Annotated in this window: 21 protein-coding genes; 16 read left to right on the top strand and 5 right to left on the bottom strand. The window is 64.3% G+C overall.

Features of this window, described 5'->3' with window-relative positions:
- Positions 1–63: 63 nt before the first annotated feature.
- From FE811_RS11350 to FE811_RS11310, 9 genes are all read left to right on the top strand, one after another.
- Positions 64–1062 carry a GAF domain-containing protein gene (locus FE811_RS11350; protein WP_036757076.1) on the top strand — a complete coding sequence of 333 codons (999 nt, stop codon included), beginning with the start codon at positions 64–66 and terminating at the stop codon, positions 1060–1062.
- Positions 1063–1168: 106 nt separating this feature from the next.
- Entirely contained in the window at positions 1169–2695 is a 1527-nt protein-coding gene (gene adh, locus FE811_RS11345; protein ID WP_072461760.1) for an aldehyde dehydrogenase, read from the top strand.
- A 96-nt stretch (positions 2696–2791) separates the two neighbouring features.
- Entirely contained in the window at positions 2792–3826 is a 1035-nt protein-coding gene (adhP, locus tag FE811_RS11340) for an alcohol dehydrogenase AdhP (RefSeq protein ID WP_036757073.1), read from the top strand.
- 2 nt (positions 3827–3828) lie between these two features.
- Positions 3829–4185 (top strand): DUF779 domain-containing protein, encoded by a 357-nt coding sequence (locus FE811_RS11335; RefSeq protein ID WP_116222006.1) that lies wholly within the window; start codon positions 3829–3831, stop codon positions 4183–4185.
- Between the two features lie 663 nt (positions 4186–4848).
- Positions 4849–5706 (top strand): hypothetical protein, encoded by an 858-nt coding sequence (locus FE811_RS11330; protein ID WP_116222005.1) that lies wholly within the window; start codon positions 4849–4851, stop codon positions 5704–5706.
- A 172-nt stretch (positions 5707–5878) separates the two neighbouring features.
- Positions 5879–7060: a plasmid recombination protein gene (locus FE811_RS11325; RefSeq protein ID WP_255469711.1), complete on the top strand. Its 1182-nt coding sequence runs from the start codon at positions 5879–5881 to the stop codon at positions 7058–7060.
- A 104-nt stretch (positions 7061–7164) separates the two neighbouring features.
- A complete protein-coding gene (locus tag FE811_RS11320; protein ID WP_116222003.1) occupies positions 7165–7410 on the top strand; it encodes a type II toxin-antitoxin system ParD family antitoxin in 246 nt (81 codons plus the stop codon).
- Positions 7407–7694, top strand: a complete 288-nt coding sequence (locus tag FE811_RS11315; RefSeq protein WP_116222002.1) for a type II toxin-antitoxin system RelE/ParE family toxin — start codon at positions 7407–7409, stop codon at positions 7692–7694. The genes FE811_RS11320 and FE811_RS11315 overlap by 4 nt, the downstream gene beginning before the upstream one ends.
- Before the next feature lie 67 nt (positions 7695–7761).
- Complete coding sequence (locus FE811_RS11310; protein ID WP_140847660.1) at positions 7762–8043, top strand: hypothetical protein; 282 nt, start codon at positions 7762–7764, stop codon at positions 8041–8043.
- Positions 8044–8262: 219 nt separating this feature from the next.
- On the opposite strand, the gene FE811_RS11305 is transcribed toward FE811_RS11310, so the two are convergent.
- From FE811_RS11305 to FE811_RS11285, 5 genes are all read right to left on the bottom strand, one after another.
- Positions 8263–9435, bottom strand: coding sequence for an ATP-binding protein (locus FE811_RS11305; RefSeq protein WP_116222000.1), 1173 nt, complete (start codon positions 9433–9435; stop codon positions 8263–8265).
- Positions 9436–9764: 329 nt separating this feature from the next.
- Entirely contained in the window at positions 9765–9974 is a 210-nt protein-coding gene (locus FE811_RS11300) for a hypothetical protein (RefSeq protein WP_116221999.1), read from the bottom strand.
- On the bottom strand, positions 9974–10480 hold the full coding sequence (locus tag FE811_RS11295; protein WP_116221998.1) for a hypothetical protein: 507 nt from the start codon (positions 10478–10480) through the stop codon (positions 9974–9976). Before FE811_RS11295 ends, FE811_RS11300 begins: the two co-directional genes overlap by 1 nt.
- Positions 10477–10659 (bottom strand): hypothetical protein, encoded by a 183-nt coding sequence (locus FE811_RS11290; RefSeq protein WP_116221997.1) that lies wholly within the window; start codon positions 10657–10659, stop codon positions 10477–10479. The genes FE811_RS11295 and FE811_RS11290 overlap by 4 nt, the downstream gene beginning before the upstream one ends.
- The gene (locus tag FE811_RS11285) at positions 10656–10952 is read right to left on the bottom strand and encodes a zinc ribbon domain-containing protein (RefSeq protein WP_244295167.1); all 297 of its coding nucleotides are present in this window, start codon (positions 10950–10952) and stop codon (positions 10656–10658) included. The genes FE811_RS11290 and FE811_RS11285 overlap by 4 nt, the downstream gene beginning before the upstream one ends.
- 133 nt (positions 10953–11085) lie before the next feature.
- Between FE811_RS11285 and FE811_RS11280 the strand changes: the two genes are divergently transcribed.
- The 7 genes from FE811_RS11280 to cas7c all read left to right on the top strand — a co-directional run bounded on the left by FE811_RS11280 (position 11086) and on the right by cas7c (position 17876).
- On the top strand, positions 11086–11331 hold the full coding sequence (locus FE811_RS11280) for a helix-turn-helix transcriptional regulator (protein ID WP_116221996.1): 246 nt from the start codon (positions 11086–11088) through the stop codon (positions 11329–11331).
- Positions 11332–11374: 43 nt separating this feature from the next.
- A complete protein-coding gene (locus FE811_RS11275) occupies positions 11375–11563 on the top strand; it encodes a hypothetical protein (protein ID WP_140847657.1) in 189 nt (62 codons plus the stop codon).
- A gap of 134 nt (positions 11564–11697) precedes the next feature.
- Positions 11698–11850 carry a hypothetical protein gene (locus FE811_RS27435; RefSeq protein WP_166435531.1) on the top strand — a complete coding sequence of 51 codons (153 nt, stop codon included), beginning with the start codon at positions 11698–11700 and terminating at the stop codon, positions 11848–11850.
- A gap of 50 nt (positions 11851–11900) precedes the next feature.
- Positions 11901–14129, top strand: a complete 2229-nt coding sequence (gene cas3 / locus FE811_RS11270) for a CRISPR-associated helicase Cas3' (RefSeq protein ID WP_140847655.1) — start codon at positions 11901–11903, stop codon at positions 14127–14129.
- Between the two features lie 350 nt (positions 14130–14479).
- Complete coding sequence (gene cas5c, locus FE811_RS11265) at positions 14480–15178, top strand: type I-C CRISPR-associated protein Cas5c (RefSeq protein ID WP_140847652.1); 699 nt, start codon at positions 14480–14482, stop codon at positions 15176–15178.
- Positions 15175–16929 carry a type I-C CRISPR-associated protein Cas8c/Csd1 gene (cas8c, locus tag FE811_RS11260; RefSeq protein WP_140847650.1) on the top strand — a complete coding sequence of 585 codons (1755 nt, stop codon included), beginning with the start codon at positions 15175–15177 and terminating at the stop codon, positions 16927–16929. The genes cas5c and cas8c overlap by 4 nt, the downstream gene beginning before the upstream one ends.
- Entirely contained in the window at positions 16926–17876 is a 951-nt protein-coding gene (cas7c, locus tag FE811_RS11255; RefSeq protein ID WP_140847647.1) for a type I-C CRISPR-associated protein Cas7/Csd2, read from the top strand. Before cas8c ends, cas7c begins: the two co-directional genes overlap by 4 nt.
- Position 17877: the final 1 nt, after the last annotated feature.

Genomic DNA, 17877 nt, shown 5'->3' with positions numbered 1-17877 from the left:
TTGCTTGCCCCGCAGCGCCGGGGCGGGCAATATCCCGCCATCGCGTAAGGAAGGGAGGACGCCTTGCCCGAGACCCGCCCGGCAACGCCCAGCGCAACCCGCCACGAAGATCGCGTGGTCCAGGCGTCGCAATCGCCCGGCGCCGTCACCCGGCTGGCGGCAAGCTGGCGCCGCTCGATGCTCAAGCACGGGCTGGACCCGACTCGCCCCCCCGACCCCCGCCGCCTGACCGAGCGCGAACTGTCCGAGCGGGTCGAGCGCATGGACCGCTTCATCGCCGTCGCCCGGCCGCAGCTGGACCAGCTGTTCCAGCTGGTCTGCCCGACCGGCTGCAACCTGCTGCTGACCGACGCGCAGGGCATCGTGCTGGAACACCGCGTGAGCCAGGGCGACGCCGCCACCTTCCGCGGCTGGGGGCTGTGGCGCGGCATGGACTGGTCCGAGGAGGTGCAGGGCACCAACGGCATCGGCACCTGCCTGGCCGAGGGGCGGCAGGTCACGATCCACCGCGACGAGCATTTCTATGCCCGCAACACCGGGCTGTCCTGCATGGACGCGCCGATCTGGGGCCCGGACGGGCGGCTGATCGCGGCGCTGGACATCAGCTCTGCCCGCGCCGACCATACCGAGCGGCTGAACGCGCTGATCGCGGCGCAGGTCGCGCATAGCGCGCGGGCGATCGAAGCCGCCTTCTTTCGCGTCTCGTTCCCCGGCGCGCGCATCGTCACCCCCGAGGCCGTGGGGACCGAGGACGGCACGCTCTTGCTCGCCGTGGACAAGGACGATCTGGCCATCGGCGCCAACCGCGCCGCCCGCCGCGCCTTCGGCCTTGAGAAAGAGGGGCAGTTGCGCCCGCGCCCGGCCTCGGACCTGCTGGGCCGGCAGGACGAGGCGACCGGCTTCGAGCGCGCCGAACGCGCCGCCGTGATTCGCGCCCTAGCCAGGGCCGAGGGCAATGTCTCGGCCGCCGCCCGCGCGCTGGGGGTGGGACGCGCCACGCTATACCGCCGCATGGCGCGGCTGGGCATCGACGAAAATCCCGGCAAACTGTCTCGCCCCTGAAACACATCGGCCCCGCGGCGCGAAACCCCGCGTTGACCCCAGGGGGCCTCAGGGCACAGGCTCTTGTGCAACCGGCTGGAGGAGCCGGGCTGACAGGAGGAACATCATGCCGAACGATCAGACGCATCCTTTCCGGGGCGTGAACGCGCTGCCCTTCGAGGAACGCTATGACAATTTCATCGGCGGCGAATGGGTGGCGCCCGTCTCGGGCAAGTATTTCACCAACACCACCCCGATCACCGGCGCCGAGATCGGCCAGATCGCGCGCTCGGAGGCCGGCGACATCGAACTGGCGCTGGACGCCGCCCATGCCGCCAAGGACAAATGGGGCGCGACCAGCCCGGCCGAGCGCGCCAACATCATGCTGAAGATCGCCGACCGGATGGAGCGGAACCTGGAGCTGCTGGCCACCGCCGAGACCTGGGACAACGGCAAGCCGATCCGCGAGACCATGGCCGCCGACCTGCCGCTGGCCATCGACCATTTCCGCTATTTCGCCGGCGTGCTGCGCGCGCAGGAAGGCTCGATCAGCCAGATCGACAACGACACCGTCGCCTATCACTTCCACGAGCCGCTGGGCGTGGTGGGCCAGATCATCCCCTGGAACTTCCCGCTGCTGATGGCCTGCTGGAAGCTGGCGCCCGCGATTGCCGCCGGCAATTGCGTGGTGCTGAAACCGGCCGAGCAGACCCCGGCCGGCATCATGGTCTGGGCCAACCTGATCGGCGACCTGCTGCCGCCGGGCGTGCTGAACATCGTCAACGGCTTCGGGCTCGAGGCCGGCAAGCCCCTGGCCTCCAGCAACCGCATCTCGAAGATCGCCTTCACCGGCGAGACGACGACCGGCCGCCTCATCATGCAATATGCCAGCGAGAACCTGATCCCGGTGACGCTGGAGCTGGGCGGCAAGTCGCCGAACATCTTCTTTGCCGACGTCGCGCGCGAGGATGACGATTTCTTCGACAAGGCGCTGGAAGGCTTTGCCATGTTCGCGCTGAACCAGGGCGAGGTCTGCACCTGCCCATCGCGCGTGCTGATCCAGGAATCGATCTATGACCGCTTCATGGAACGCGCCGTGCAGCGCGTGCAGGCGATCAAGCAGGGCGACCCGCGCGAAAGCGACACCATGATCGGCGCCCAGGCGTCGAGCGAGCAGAAGGAAAAGATCCTCAGCTATCTCGACATCGGCAGGAAGGAAGGCGCCGAGGTTCTGACCGGCGGCAAGGCGGCCGACCTGGGCGGCGAGCTGTCGGGCGGCTATTACATCGAGCCGACGATCTTCCGCGGCCACAACAAGATGCGCATCTTCCAGGAGGAAATCTTCGGCCCCGTGGTCTCGGTCACGACCTTCAAGGACGAGGCCGAGGCGCTGGAGATCGCCAACGACACGCTTTACGGCCTGGGCGCCGGGGTGTGGTCGCGCGACGCCAACACCTGCTACCGGATGGGCCGCGGCATCAAGGCCGGCCGGGTCTGGACCAACTGCTACCACGCCTATCCGGCCCATGCGGCCTTCGGCGGCTACAAGCAGTCGGGCATCGGGCGCGAGACGCACAAGATGATGCTGGACCACTATCAGCAGACCAAGAACATGCTGGTCAGCTATTCCCCCAAGAAGCTGGGCTTCTTCTGAGGGAATGGCCGGGCGCGAGTCACCCCGCGCCCGGCACACCCCTTTCCTTCCCCTCCCCTTTCCTCCCCCAAGAGCAACTGCAAGGAGTTCCCTCTCATGGCCAAGACCATGAAAGCCGCCGTCGTGCGCGCATTCGGCAAGCCGCTGACCATCGACGAGGTGCCGGTTCCCGAACCCGGACCCGGCATGATCCAGGTGAAGATCCAGGCATCCGGCGTCTGCCACACCGACCTGCACGCCGCCGAGGGCGACTGGCCGGTCAAGCCGAACCCGCCCTTCATTCCGGGGCACGAGGGCGTTGGCTTCGTCTCGGCCGTGGGCGCCGGGGTCAAGCACGTCAAGGAGGGCGACCGCGTCGGCGTGCCCTGGCTCTACACCGCCTGCGGCCATTGCCGCCATTGCCTGGGCGGCTGGGAGACGCTGTGCGAAAGCCAGCTCAACACCGGCTATTCGGTGAACGGCGGCTTTGCCGAATATGTCGTGGCCGATCCGAACTATGTCGGCCACCTGCCGAAGAACGTCGATTTCGTCGAGATCGCCCCGGTGCTTTGCGCGGGCGTCACGGTCTACAAGGGGCTGAAGGTCACCGATACCAAGCCCGGCGACTGGGTGGTGATCTCGGGCATCGGCGGGCTGGGCCACATGGCGGTGCAATATGCCAAGGCCATGGGGATGAACGTGGCCGCCGTGGACATCGACGACGAAAAGCTCGCGCTGGCTCGCAAGCTGGGCGCGACGGTGACGGTCAATGCCGCGACCGACCCCGACCCGGCCGCCGCGATCAAGCGCCAGACCGACGGCGGCGCACAGGGCGTGCTGGTCACCGCCGTGGGCCGCAAGGCGTTCGAGCAGGCCATCGGCATGGTCGCCCGCGGCGGCACCGTGGCGCTGAACGGCCTGCCGCCGGGCGACTTTCCGCTGGACATCTTCGGCATGGTGCTGAACGGCATCACCGTGCGCGGCTCGATCGTCGGCACCCGGCTGGACTTGCAGGAATCGCTGGATTTCGCCGGCGAGGGCAAGGTCAAGGCGACCGTGCATCGCGCCAAGCTCGAGGATATCAACGATATCTTCGGGCAGATGCACAAGGGCCAGATCGAGGGCCGCATGGTGCTGGACATGGCGGGCTGAACATGGAACCCGTCGCCAATCCCGAGGTGCTGGACCAGGTCGATGCCACCCCGGCCGCGCTGGCGCTTCTGGCCGAGATCGTCGCCGATCACGGGCCGGTGCTGTTCCACCAGTCCGGGGGCTGCTGCGACGGGTCTTCGCCCATGTGCTATCCGCAGGGCGATTTCCGCATCGGCCAGCATGACGTGAAGCTGGGCGAGATCGGCGGCATGCCGTTCTATATCTCGGCCAGCCAATACGAAACCTGGAAGCACACCCGCCTGGTCATCGACGTGGTGCCCGGCCGCGGCGGCATGTTCAGCCTGGACAACGGGCGCGAGCGGCGCTTCCTGGTGCGGTCCGAGATCTGCCGGCTCTGACCGCGGCGCGGGCGCACGGCCTCCCCCAAGCCGTCCGTGCGCCCGCCCTGCCCCCCTGCCGCTTGCGGCGAGGTCGGCAGCATGCAGGCACGCGCCCGCCCGTCCGGCGCCTGCGAATGTTCCATTCCTCCGGCCCAGGCCCGCCTTTTTCCGTCCCGGTCCCTGGGCGCTTGGCTGAAAGAAGGCGCGTTCGCGGCTGCGGAGGGGGCACCTTTCCGCAATGGCGGAAGGTGGCGCTTGCAGCAGCAAGAAAAACGCAAGAGCTTGAAAAGACTTGGAGGCGGGTACCGGAATCGAACCGGTCTTCACGGATTTGCAATCCTGCCCCGGTTGCTGAAAGCAAAGGCAATCCCTGTAAACGTATCTGCCTTGTTCACGGCCATGAATCAACGGCTTACGCTTTGACCGTAAACGGCCCGGCCGATGCAGCTGGCCGCAACCCTGTCTGTGATGGGGTGTCGGTATGAGCCACGAAGCGACGATCTGGGTGATCAGGGGCGCTACAATTGATGACGCGGGTGTCCCGCAGTTTTGCGGCTTGACCTCTGTGCAAAAGAAAACCGCCGGAGGAGCTGGCACTCCATCCGACGGCACTGTCAAAGGTCTTCTGTCCAAAGATTATGTTACAGCGCCTCGCCACGCAACCCCGTGGGGAGGTGCGGCATGAGCTGGAAGGTTGCGAATCTTTGCGCCGGGCGGCGCTTCGGCAGTCCGGTACGAAAGCAGATCATCATGTTTCTGGCCGACAAGGCCAGCGATGACGGGTCTGGCATCTGGTGTTCCAAGGGAACGATCCAGCGCCACACCGAGCTCGGCGAAACCACCGTCAAACGCACGATCAACGAGTTCCTGAACGAAGGCATCCTGATCGAGACCGGCCGCCGCGCCTGCAAGAACGGTTTCACCGTCGTCTATCGCATTTCCCTTGCCGCCGTCCGCACCCTGGAGGGCATTGCCGAACCCGATGATGAGACGGGGTCCACAGAGGACGGGGTCTTCCGTGAACCCGGAACGGGGTCCGCTGTGGACCCGGTACCCCGTCCACAGCGGACCCCAAACCATCCTGAAACCATCCATAAACCACCTTCGCGCGCGTGCGCGCGCGAGGCGGCGGCGGAATCTGTGGAGATATTGAAGGCCTATCCCGCCGACCGATGTCGCGACGAAACGGCCTGCCTGCATCACGTCGAGGCTGCGATGCAGGAGGTCGGGCATGAAAAGCTTCTCTCGGCTGTAAAGCGTTATGCGCTGGAGACCGCAGGCTATACGCGCTCAAAGGTCTGCTTCTCGGATAACTGGTTCAGGACGGGCCGCTGGCGCGATTACATCGAGGACGAGCCGGAACCGCCGCAGGTGCCCACTCCGGCGCATGCGGCAATAACTGCCGACTGGATCAAATCTCGTCATCCCCTGTGCCGGACCCTGAGCGTTGGACAAGTCCGCATAGCGCTGGACCTGGAGCTGGTTTCCCGCAGCGAAGTGCGCGCCGCAGGCTTCAGCGAGGGATTGCGTTATGTCTGATCGCTCAGGGAAGTCGATCTTCGCGCACAAGCAGACCTATTCGCGCAAGGGAAACAGCAAGAGCCGGTCCGTCAGCGAGATCTCGCATGAGGCAGAACGGCTGGCCGGGGCCTGCCCGCATGTCGGGAACCCGCAGCCGCCCTCCATCCTCGAAGGCATCCGGCCCTCGGAGGTGGTCGCCCTGATCGAACAGCGCATCGCCGAGCAGAACAAGCTGCTGCGTCAACTGCGCAAGGAGCAACCGGATCGCAAGGAGGCACTGCGGACCATCCGCTCGGACACGCATGTGATGATCGGCAGCGTGTTCAGCTTTCCCGATCCGGTCGAGGACATGGACCACGCTGAGTATCTGCGCTGGCGCAAAGACGTGATCGCCTTCGCCAAGGCCGATGCCGCGCGCAACGCGGCCGAGGTGCTGAGCATCGTCGAGCATCTCGATGAAGCCCACCCGCATGTGCATGTGCTGGCCGTGCCCCTATGTGCAGATGGCAATATGCGCATGGACGCCAAGCGCTGCCACGAGGGCCATCGCGAGCAGGCCCGGCACAAGGATCACGGCTGGTCCGGCTCGCCGTCTCGCAGCTACAAGCAGGCGATGCGCGGCTGGCAGGACCGCTATCATGCCGCGGTCGGCGCGAAGCATGGTCAGGCCCGGACGGGGCCGCGCCGCCGCCGTCTGGACCGCGCGGCGTGGAAGGCCGAACAAGAGCGGCTGAAGGCGCAGAAGGACGCAGAGATTGCCGTCGAACGTGCCGCAGAAGCCCGTCGCCTTGCCGATGAGGAAGAGCGCCGTCGCGACGCGGTCATGCAGGACACGGTCGCCAGCCGGCTTCAGGAGGCCGAGACGGTGCATGCCATCGCCACCGGCGGGCTGATCGCTGCCATCCGGCAGGTCGATCCCGACCCGGTGCTGATTGAGCGGCTGGAGACCCCCGGGCAGATGGGCAGCTGGACGAACCACGACGCGGATCGCAACCGCGAGATGTCCCTCGCGCTGGCGCCGGTGCTCAGCGACGGGTTGGAAGCCTTGCGCCGGCCACTGGCAGGACCGGGGTTGCTCGGAGGGCTCTCCGGCTTCCTGCGCGGCTTGGCCGGCTGGGTCAATCGCCTCGCCGATGCCAGTCCACGCTGGCTGACATGGCCGGAAACCGTGGCCTATGTGGCGCACGGTGCGAAGCAGGCGTTCGGCACGACTTACACGGCCTCGACCCTGGCGGAGGTGATCGAAGCCTCTCCGGCATGGCAATCCTTCACCGGCGAGGCGAGGGCGCGGCTGGACCAGGTGCGGGCGGTGCAAGCGCTGACGAATCCGCGCGACTCTCGACCAGACGCTTCATCGCAAAGGGGCATATGACAACATGCGCTTATGCCAATATGCCCATCCGGCAACCCAGAGCCGGCAATTGCGGCTGATACGATTTCTTGGTAATATCCGGTATCGACGCACAGGAGGCCCGCATGTCCCGCAACACTTCGGTTTCGCTTGGCGATCATTTCGTCAGCTTCATCGACGCGCAGGTGAAGGGCGGTCGCTATGGCTCGGCCAGCGACGTGGTGCGGGCGGGGCTGCGGCTTCTGGAGGAGCACGAGGCTAGGGTAAAGGCCCTCCAGGACGCCCTGATCGCCGGAGAGGACTCCGGCCGGGCGGAAGGCTTCGACCTCGAGCAGTTCATTGCTCGCAAGATGGCTGGTCGCAACGCATGAAGGCGCTGGCCTTCACCGTCGCGGCCACGGTCGATCTGGAGGAAGTCTGGGACTATACGGAACGCGAATGGGGCCTCACGCAAGCCCGGCGCTATGTGCAGGAGCTGCGCGACACCTGCCGCGCGTTGGCATCGGGTGAAAGGCGCGGCAGGAAAGTTGACGTTCGGCCGGGCTATCTGAAATGCCTGAGCGGATCGCATGCCATCTTCTTCCGGGATCTGGGCGATACGCTGGAGATCGTCCGCATCCTGCACGGCGCGCAGGATGCCGAGCGGCATTTGTAGCGGCGCAGGTGTCGATGAACGGATTGCAATATTGGCATATGCGCCTGTGGGCATGGAGGGCTTGGCGATGACCTATCGGCTCAGCGAATATCCGGTCCTGACCCGGCTCGCAGCCGGCAGGAGCAAGGCGACAAGTCTCGACGCCCGCGCTTGTCGCCGGCTTTACACGCTGGCGACGGCTGCTGACCTGCGTGCGATGGGGCCGGAAGAGCGCCGGTTCTACGACCGGCTGGCTTTGCTCGACTCCGGCGGGCCAATTGCAGCCCTTCAGGCGCATGTCCGGACCGCCGGCTTCCGCCGTATGCCTGACGAGCAGGCCTTTCTGGACGACCTATCCGGCGGCATTTGACCGAGGCAGAGGCGTGCCGCAACGCGGGATGGTCCACAGGCCAAGATGGGCAGCTTTTCGCGATTTCGCCAAATATTAGTGACTGACTATTATTTTGCGGTGCCCGGTGCAAAGCACCCCCCGCAAAATGTCGGACCAGGCGCTGCGCCCCGGTACCCAGCTTCCTTCGCCCAGGAAGAAGATCGCCCCCCAATACCGCCCAATGGGCGGCCATATCGCCTACAGATGAAGCGCCAGCAGATCCTGCCCGAACTGGTGCAGCGACATGACCTCGATGCCGTTCGGCAACGGGAAAGCCTCGTCCCCCGGATAGACCACGATCCGCCGCACAGGTTGGAGGTCTTCGCAGGCCGAGTGAAAGCCGCGCTCGACCTTCGGCGCAAGGTTGCGCTTGACCTCGACGGCCCAGACCGCGCCGCCGGGCAGCGTCAGCACCAGATCGACCTCGGCCCCCGCACCGCTGCGGTAGAACTGCGCTTGCGTCCCATCCGGCATCAGGGCATGGGCGGTCTCGATGATCAGACCTTCCCAACTGGCGCCCGCGACGGGGTGGCCGAGAACGTCGTCCAGCGTCGTCAGCCCCAGAAGGGCGTGCAGGATGCCGGTGTCGCGCACATAGATGCGGGGGGATTTCACCAGCCGCTTGCCGATATTCGCGTGCCAGGGCTCCAGGCGGCGCACCAGCATCAGGTCGACCAGCAGGTCGAGATAAGAGGCGACGGTCTTGGCATCGACCCCGAGCGCGCGGGCGAGCTCGGCGGCGTTCGACAGGCCGGATTGCCGATGCGCCAGCATGGTCCAGAAGCGGCGTAGCGTCTCGGCCGCGATGCGGGGGCCGAGTGCGGGAATGTCGCGCTCCAGATAGGTGCGGATGAAGTCGCGCCGCCAGCGCAGGCTGGCCTGATCGCCCTTGGCGAGGAAGCTGTCGGGAAAGCCGCCGCGCAGCCAGAGCCGGTCCAGGTCGGCGGCGGGAACCTCCAGCGCGTCGAGAGGGGCGAGTTCGGCATAGGCGATACGCCCGGCCAGCGTCTCGCCGGATTGCCGCAGCAGGTCGATGGAGGCCGACCCAAGCAGCAGGAACCGCCCCGTCCGCAGCCCCTTGCGCCGCCCCCGGTCGATCAGGCCGCGCAGGTTCTGGAACAGGTCCGGCACCCGCTGGACCTCATCGAGGATGACCAGCTTGTCCTCATGCGCCGACAGGTAGAGTTCGGGGTCCGAGAGTCTGGCCCGGTCGGCGCTGGATTCGAGATCGAGATAGAGCGAAGGCCGCTCTTCCCCCAACTCTTGTGCCAGCGTGGTCTTGCCCACCTGGCGCGGCCCCAGCAGGGCAACGGCGGGGCTGTCGTCCAGCAGGGACTTCACGGTGTCGGTGATGCGGCGCTCAATCAGCATCCTTGCAATTATGGAATTTTGTTCCCGATTTGCAAGGTTATTTTGAGAGCTGCTATTTCTATCCGCTGTCGGGCTGACTTCACTGTGTCCAGTTGTCGGAAGGCACACGGCATGTCTTCGGGCTTGTGCATGACAACCAACGGTGCAGAGCGAGCAAAGCCAGCCGGGTTGGAAATATGGGACTTCTGGTCGATGGCAGCTTGAAGGGTGCCACCCGATGGGCGGCCGCAAACCGCATTCCGCCCCAGCCTCGCGGGGGCGGTCAGCATGCGGTTTGCGCGCAGCCTGACCCCGGCCCGCTCGCATCACGACGGGCCGTAGGGACGGGGTCAGGCGAATTCGTTTTCCCAGCAGGCCATCATCCAGCGCTCATCGCTGTCGGGCACGTCGATGCCGTAGAATTCCAGTACTTGGGTCAGGTCGTAGATGCGCTCTTCCTGTTCCGGCTCGGCCAGCGTGGCCCACCAGTTGCGTGCCTTGACCTCATCCGGCTGGAAGATCGATGCAGGCAGTGCGCCTTTGAACGGTTGCGGGGGCATTATTTGTCTCCTGTCATCCATGGCCGGATCGCGTCCAGCGCCGCCGCCGACCCGGCGAGGCTGAAGCGGTGGCGCTTGCCGCCGAAGCCGATCTCGACCCATTCCGCCCGCCGGACGTTGTGGACGAAGAGGTTGGTCGCGCCCATCCCGGCCATGTCGAAATTGCTCAGCAGGATATCGCCGTCGGCAGCCACGAAATCCAGCTTCTCGCCATTCGAGAACCGGATGCTGACGCGATCACCTGCTTCGGCGCCGCGGCCGTCCAGCGTCACGCTGACGCGGCAGTTGTTGAAGTCGCAGGTGCCGTTGGCGTCGAGTTCGTTCATCTGATCGGTGCGGGTGATCCAGATCTCGTTGCCGCGCACCCGGCGCGGGCTGACCTCACCGGTCTCGTTGGTGAAGGTCCAGTATTCGGCGCCGCCCTCGACGGAGGCCTCGAAATACCAGCCGGCGGCGATGGCAGGGCTGGCGAGGCCGATCAGCGCGGCGGTAAACAGGTGTTTCATGCTTCCAGATCCTCCGGGGGAATGTCGATGCCGGCATCGGCCAGCGCCAGCGTGACCAACTGGCTCATGGTGATGTCGCGCCGCAGCGCCTCGATCCGCAGGGACCTGTGCGCCTCGGCGCTGAGGCAGATCGAGGTGCGCTTCGGCCCGGCGGTCGGCTTCCGCTTCGCGGCTCTCATCGATACCAGCCCTCCTGCATCCGGGGGATCACATAGCGCAGGAACAGGCCGACACCGCCGGCGAACAGCATGAAGGGCGACAGGAACAGGAAGGCGATCATTCCGTCGAACCAGGTCGTCGAGTAATCCGACGCCACCCAGGTGCCGAAAGCTATGCCGGCCAGGGCAAAGAATGCGGCCACGCCGAGCATGAAGGTCGATGCCTGGCGCCAGCTTTCGACCGAGCGGCCCCACACCCCGCGGATCGCCCCGCAGGCTGGGCAGGTGGAGGCTTCGGCGTGAATCTCGGTCATGCAATGCGGACATTGTTGGGGCATCGGTTGGTCCTGAAAATAAAGATGCAAACACGTCCGGCACGGAATAACCCAAAATGGGATATCGTTCAAGTACCACTATCCGAATTCCGGATTTATCTGGAGTTCAAGGATGGGCCGAACCCTGCGCAGCCCTGGTCATCTGGCCTTGATGGTTGCCCTCAAGCAGGCCCGCTTGGATGCAGGGCTGACGCAGACCGAGCTGGCAGAGCGCCTGAAGCGGCCGCAGTCCTTCGTGGCAAAATACGAGAATGGCGAGCGGCGGATCGAGGTTGTGGAACTGGTCGAGATTGCGACAGCGATGGGATCAGACCCTCGCGATATCGTTCAGATCGTGCGAGATGCTGAGGGGCGTTGAGGCCCGTGAACTGGAACTGCGGGAATGTTTTTTGGGGATATCCATGAAAATCGCTGCCATGATTGCGTGGACCGTGGGGATGCTGGGCGTCTTGGCCGCTGCTTCCACCCCCGCCATCGGGCTGGAGGACGTCCGGGAAAATACCGCGAACATGCCTAGGCGTGCCGCTATGGGCGATATTGATTCGATGTGTGGTGGGCGCCTCACGGCATCGCATCTGCGTATCTCGTGAGCGCCACCGTTCGTCCATAACGAAGCGACCTGCGAGGGTGACTGTTGCAAACGAGCGAGAGCGGACTGATAATAGCGTAAAGAGCGGCGAATCCGTCGACAATACATAATATGGCGATCCTGCAGGATATTGGGATGCTGGGCAAGATCGTGTTTGGTCTTCGGATTATGAAACGCGGTGGATTTCGATTTCTCGGTATCGTAATTCTCCACCTTGTCCATTCGGATCGCCCGAATCCTAAGAAAGCACTGGTTTGCGGGTTGGAGCAGCTCTGCCCAAAACGCTGATAATACTCGTTGCTCGAATCATTGCCAGTCAATAGTCTGCGGCTGGAGGAATGAAGATTTTGAAATACTATGCGCATACGGGTATTCGTGAGGATCGAAGCGATTGGCAATTGCTGGCCGACCATCTCGAAAATACGGCTGCTCTGGCTGCCGAGCGAGCTGCACCCCTCGGGTTGCGGGCGGCGGCGTATATGGCTGGCCTTTTCCATGACTTTGGCAAATATGATCCCGCCTTTGATCGCATCCTGTCCGGCGAAAAATTGCGTGTGGATCATTCGACCGCTGGGGCTGCCCTGCTACATGCCCGGACGCCTGCCGGTTTGCGACCAATTTCTGAAGTGATCGGCTATGCCATCCTGGGCCATCACGCCGGGTTGCCTGATCGCCATGGCGCCGACAGCAGTATGGAGCGCCGGCTTGAGACCTTCCGCGACCCGATCGCGCCGGAAATCTCGGCCGCGACCAGCCCAGATTTTGGCCCGGTCGCCAGGGAACTGGCTAAGCTGATGCGCCCGGCATCTTGCGGCTTCGACCTGTCGGTCGCGGCGCGCATGGTGTTTTCCTGTCTGGTTGACGCGGATTTCCGTGACACCGAGGCATTCTATGCCGGACTGAACGGTACGCGGCCGGATCGCGACTGGCCGGCCCTGGCCGATCTGTTGCCGGAATGGAGAGACGCCTTCGATGCGCATATGGCGGGATTTCGCCAGAATGGCCGCATCAACCGCCTGCGCGCCGAGATCCTGATCCATGTCCAGCAGGCTGCGGCGATGACGCCGGGGCTTTTCACGCTGACCGTGCCCACCGGCGGCGGCAAGACGCTGGCTTCACTGGGCTTTGCACTGGACCACGCGGCACGTTATGGGCATCGCAGGGTTATCTTCGCGATCCCCTATACCTCGATCATCGACCAGACCGCGGCCATTTTCCGCGGCCTTTTCGGCGATGCGGTGTTGGAGCATCATTCGGCCATCGACGACGAAAGGACCGACCCGGAGCGCAAGGACAAGCTGCGCCTTGCCATGGAGGACTGGGCCGCGCCTCTGGTCGTCACGACCAATGTGCAGTTCTTCGAAAGCCTTTTCGCGGCGCGTCCTTCGCGCTGCCGCAAGTTGCACAATATCGCCGGTTCGGTGATCGTGCTGGACGAGGCGCAGGCCCTGCCGCGCAAGCTGCTGATGCCCGCGCTGCGGATGATCGACACGCTCTGCGCGCATTACGGCTGTTCGGTGGTGCTTTGCACGGCGACGCAACCTGCGTTCGACAGCCGCCAGCTGAAGCAGGGCGGCTTGCCGCTGGAGGGCCGTGAACTGGCGCCCGATCCGGTGCGGCTCGCCCGCGAATTGCGCCGCGCCCGCATCGTGCAGGGCGGCGAGATGGACGACAACGCCCTCATTGAGGCATTGCGCGATACGCCGCAAGGGATGGTCATCGTCAACAGCCGTGCCCATGCATTGGAACTGTTCAATGCGGCCAAGGCCGAGGAACTCGAGGGGCTGGTCCATCTGACCACGCGGCAATATCCTGTGCATCGGCGGGCTATTCTGGAGGACATCCGTGCGCGCCTGAAATCCGATGCGCCCTGCCGCCTGATCGCGACCAGCCTGATCGAGGCAGGCGTGGATCTGTCGTTTCCCAAGGGCTGGCGGGCCGAGGCGGGGCTGGATAGCTGCGTACAGGCCGCAGGCAGGGTGTCCCGAAACGGCGAATGGCCGGTCGAGGACAGCACGCTGACAGTTTTCTCGGCCCCGGGTCGTCCGATGCCAAATGAGGTTCGAAAGCTCGCCGAAGCGATGCGCAGCATCGCCGGACGGCATGACGACCTCCTGTCCCCCGCCGCGATTCGCGACTGGTTCGAACATGTCTATTGGCAGGCCGGGTCCGCGCGGCTGGGGCAGCCGATGGTCGATCAGATGATCCTTGGTCGTAGCGGCACGGATTTCCCCTTCCGCAGCATGGCCGAGGATTTCCGCATGATCGAAACCACCATGGTACCGGTCATCATTCCCGGCGATGCGGCGGCGGTCGAAGCGATCCGGCAACTGGCCTTTGAGAATATCCCCTCCGGCAAGCTGGCACGGGCATTGCAGGTCTATATTGTCCAGGTGCCCGCCAAGGCGCGCGCGCTGCTGGTCGAGGCCGGCCATGCGTCCTTTCACCAGACTGCGTTGCGGGGGGATCAATTCTGCGTGCTGGACAATGCGTCCATCTATCATTCCGAGACGGGATTATGGTGGGAGCATGCCGAATATTTGTCTGAGGAGGCATGGTTGCTGTGAAGGAGACTTAGTGCCCTTCGGCTAAGCGGCTAAGCTTTCCGAGGGGCACCGTAGTTCGAGCATTAACCTGAACCAGAATGTTTCAATCCACACGGAGTTCCGTGACCATTCGATGAAGACGCTATGGCGGCTCATCGATGGTCACGACTATCGCTGCGCAAGCTAGAAGGCCCAGCAGGCTTCGTCGTGACAACATGTTTGCTCCCTTTGCCGAAGGTTGAACCCACAGGGTCTACTCATGAGGCGAAGATGTCAATAAAACTCTTAACATGAACTAGAATGAACAAGAAAAAGTTTATTCTTGCATAGAGTTGCTGATCGGCTACCTTGGTCGAAGCTAAGAGGATGATATGTCATACGGAATCCGCCTACATGTCTGGGGCCAGCATGCCTTGTTCACGCGCCCTGAGCTGAAGGTTGAGCGCATGTCCTATGACGTGATGACGCCCTCGGCGGCGCGCGGCATACTCGAAGCCATCCACTGGAAGCCCGCGATCCGCTGGGTCATCGACCGCATCCATGTGCTGGAACCGATCCGTTTCCAGTCCATCCGCCGCAACGAAGTGGGTCACAAGGCCCCAGCCGGCAAGATCAAACAGGCGATGAAGCGCGGCGACCTGGAGGGTTTGCAGCTTCTGGTCGATGAGGACCGCCAGCAACGCGCCTCGACCGTGCTGGCCGCGCCCCGCTATGTGATCGAGGCGCATTTCGACATGACGGGCAAGGCTGGCCCCGACGATAGCGAGGGCAAGCATCTGGACATCTTCAATCGCCGTGCCGCGCGGGGGCAGTGCTTTCATCAGCCCTGTCTTGGCACCCGTGAATTCACCGCGCATTTCGACCTGATTCCGCCGGAGGCGCCGCTGCCCACCCGCAACCCCGAGGCGGAAACCGCCGAGCATGGTTTCGGCGCGCCACGCGATCTTGGTTTCATGCTGTGGGACATCGACCACGGGAAACCGGGCCGGCCCTCGCTGTTTTTCCGTGCCGCGCTGCGCGACGGCGTACTGGAGGTGCCGCAACCCGGCAGCGCAGAGGTGAAGGGATGAGCATGCTTGCCTCGTTGGTGCGGGCCTATGATCGGCTGCCCGATGCACCGCCCTTCGGCTTCTCGACCGAGAAGATCGGCTTTTGCGTACTGCTGAACGCGGACGGATCGGTTGCCAGTGTCGAGGATCTGCGCGGCGACGACAGGAAACGTAGCCCCAGGATGCTGCTGGTGCCGCAGGCCGTAAAGCGGACCGCCGGCATTGCCCCCAACTTCCTGTGGGACAAGTCGGCCTATGTGCTGGGTGTGACCGCTGGTGAAGGCAAAAGGACGGCGGAGGAACATGCCGCCTTCCGCGCTCGCCACGCGGAATGGCTTGCGGAAACCGACGATCCTGGCGTGCTGGCTTTCCTGCGCTTCCTGGACGGCTGGAGCCCGGATGCCTTCGCTCCACCCCTCTGGCTCGATGAGATGCGCGACCAGAACATCGTCTTCGCCCTGGCCGAGGAATATCGCGAGCGTTTCCTGCATGAACGCCCGGCTGCGCGCGCGTTGTGGCGGCGCCTCGGGGCCGAGGGCGCCTCGGACCCGCAGATCTGCCTGGTGACGGGCGAACCCGGTTCGGTGGCGCGGCTGCATCCCTCGATCAAGGGGGTCTGGGGGGCGCAATCCTCGGGTGCGAGCCTGGTGTCCTTCAACCTCGACGCCTTCACGTCCTACGGTCACGATCAAGGTGACAACGCCCCTGTCTCCGAGGCAGCGGCCTTTGCCTATGGCACGGTGCTGAACCGCTACCTCGACAAGGATAGCGGCCATCGCATCCAGATCGGCGATGCCTCGACGGTGTTCTGGGCGGATTGCAGCGATATGAAGCTGGCCGCGGAGGCGGAGGTCTTCTTTGCGGCGTTGCTGGACCCCGCTTCCGAGGAGAAGCTGGTTGCCGAGGATGAGAGGTTGGAAACCGCCAAAATCCATTCCCGCCTCGACGCCATCCGCAATGGTCAGCGCCTGTCGCGGGTCGCGCCGGAACTGGCCGAGGGGGTGCGCTTTCATGTCCTAGGGCTGGCCCCCAATGCCGCCCGGCTTTCGGTGCGCTTCTACTGGCAGGACGATTTCGGCAGGCTGACCGCGAATTTTCAGCGCTACCTTGAGGATACGGCGATAGATCCGCCGCCGCGCGACGGCTGGCCGGCGCTCTGGCGCTATCTCTTGGAACTGGCCTCGCAAGGCAAGCGCGAGAACGTGCCGCCGCTGATCGCCGGGGAGTGGTTGCGCGCGATCCTGACCGGCACGGCCTATCCGCTGACCCTGCTTTCTACGGCGCTGATGCGCATGCGCGCCGATGGCGAGATCAACGCCCTGCGATGCGCCATGCTGAAATCCATTCTGATCCGCAACCTGAAGATGGAGGCTCCCGTGGCGCTTGATCCCGCCAATACCAACAAGGGCTATGTCCTTGGGCGGCTGTTCGCCGTCTACGAAGAGGTGCAGCGCGCCGCACTTGGCGGCATCAATGCCACAATCAAGGACAAGTTCTATGGCGCGGCATCGGCGAGTCCGCAAAAGGTGTTCCGCACGCTGGATTCCGGCTCGGCCAACCATTTCGGCAAGCTGCGCAAGACCAACCCCGGCCGGGCGGTGAACCTTGAGAAGCTGCTGACCTCGATCACCGATCTGATGGACCCGGCCGGGGACCCGATCCCTGCCTCGCTGAATGCAGCAGAGCAGGCGCTGTTCGGCATCGGCTATTACCACCAGCGTTCCGATTTCTTTCGCAAGCACGATGACAAGACCCCCGAGGTATCCCAATGACCACGCTTTCCCGCCGCCATGATTTCGTGCTGATCTTCGACGTGACGAACGGCAATCCCAACGGCGACCCCGATGCGGGCAACCTGCCGCGGCTTGATCCCGAGACAAATCACGGCCTGGTCAGCGATGTCAGCCTGAAGCGGAAGATCCGCAATTACGTCGAGCTCGCGCGCGAGGGAACGGAAGGGCACCATATCTATGTCCAGGAAGGCGCGATCCTGAACGAAAAGCACCGTCAGGCCTATGTTGCATTGCGGGGCGACGAGAAGTCGAAAAAGGATGCCAAGCTGAACCCAAAGGACGACGCCGAGGCAAGGGAACTGCGCGACTTCATGTGCCGCAATTTCTTCGACGTGCGGACATTCGGTGCCGTCATGTCTACCGGGATCAATTGCGGTCAGGTCAAGGGCCCGGTGCAGATGACCTTCGCCAATTCGGTCGAGCCGGTTCTGCCGGTCGAGATTTCGATCACCCGCATGGCGGCCACCAACGAGGCCGAGCAGAAGAAGCGGGCCGAAGGGGACGATGGCGATTTGCGCACCGACAACCGTACGATGGGCCGCAAGCATATCGTGCCCTATGGCCTCTATGTCGCGCATGGCTTCGTCTCGGCCAAGTTCGCCGAACGTACGGGCTTTTCCGAAGCCGATCTGGACCTGCTGTTCGAGGCGCTGGCGAACATGTTCGAGCATGACCGCGCGGCCGCGCGGGGCGAGATGACTTCGCGCAAGCTGATCGTCTTCCGCCATGCGAATGCGCTTGGCAATGCGCCGGCACACCGGCTGTTCGACCTGGTTCAGATCGGCCGCAACGTGGATGGCGAATTCCGTGCGCTGGACGACCGCGGTCTTGGCAACCTGCCGCCAGCGCGGAAATTCGCGGATTACACCGTCGCCATCGACCGCGAGGGGCTGCCCGAAGGCGTTGAAATCCTCGAACTCCTCTGAT

Origin of the sequence: Paracoccus sp. FO-3 (assembly GCF_006386455.1) — a bacterium.
Lineage (GTDB): Bacteria > Pseudomonadota > Alphaproteobacteria > Rhodobacterales > Rhodobacteraceae > Paracoccus > Paracoccus versutus.
The sequence above is the reverse complement of the archived record's forward strand: the minus strand, read 5'-3'. Positions and strand labels throughout refer to the sequence as shown.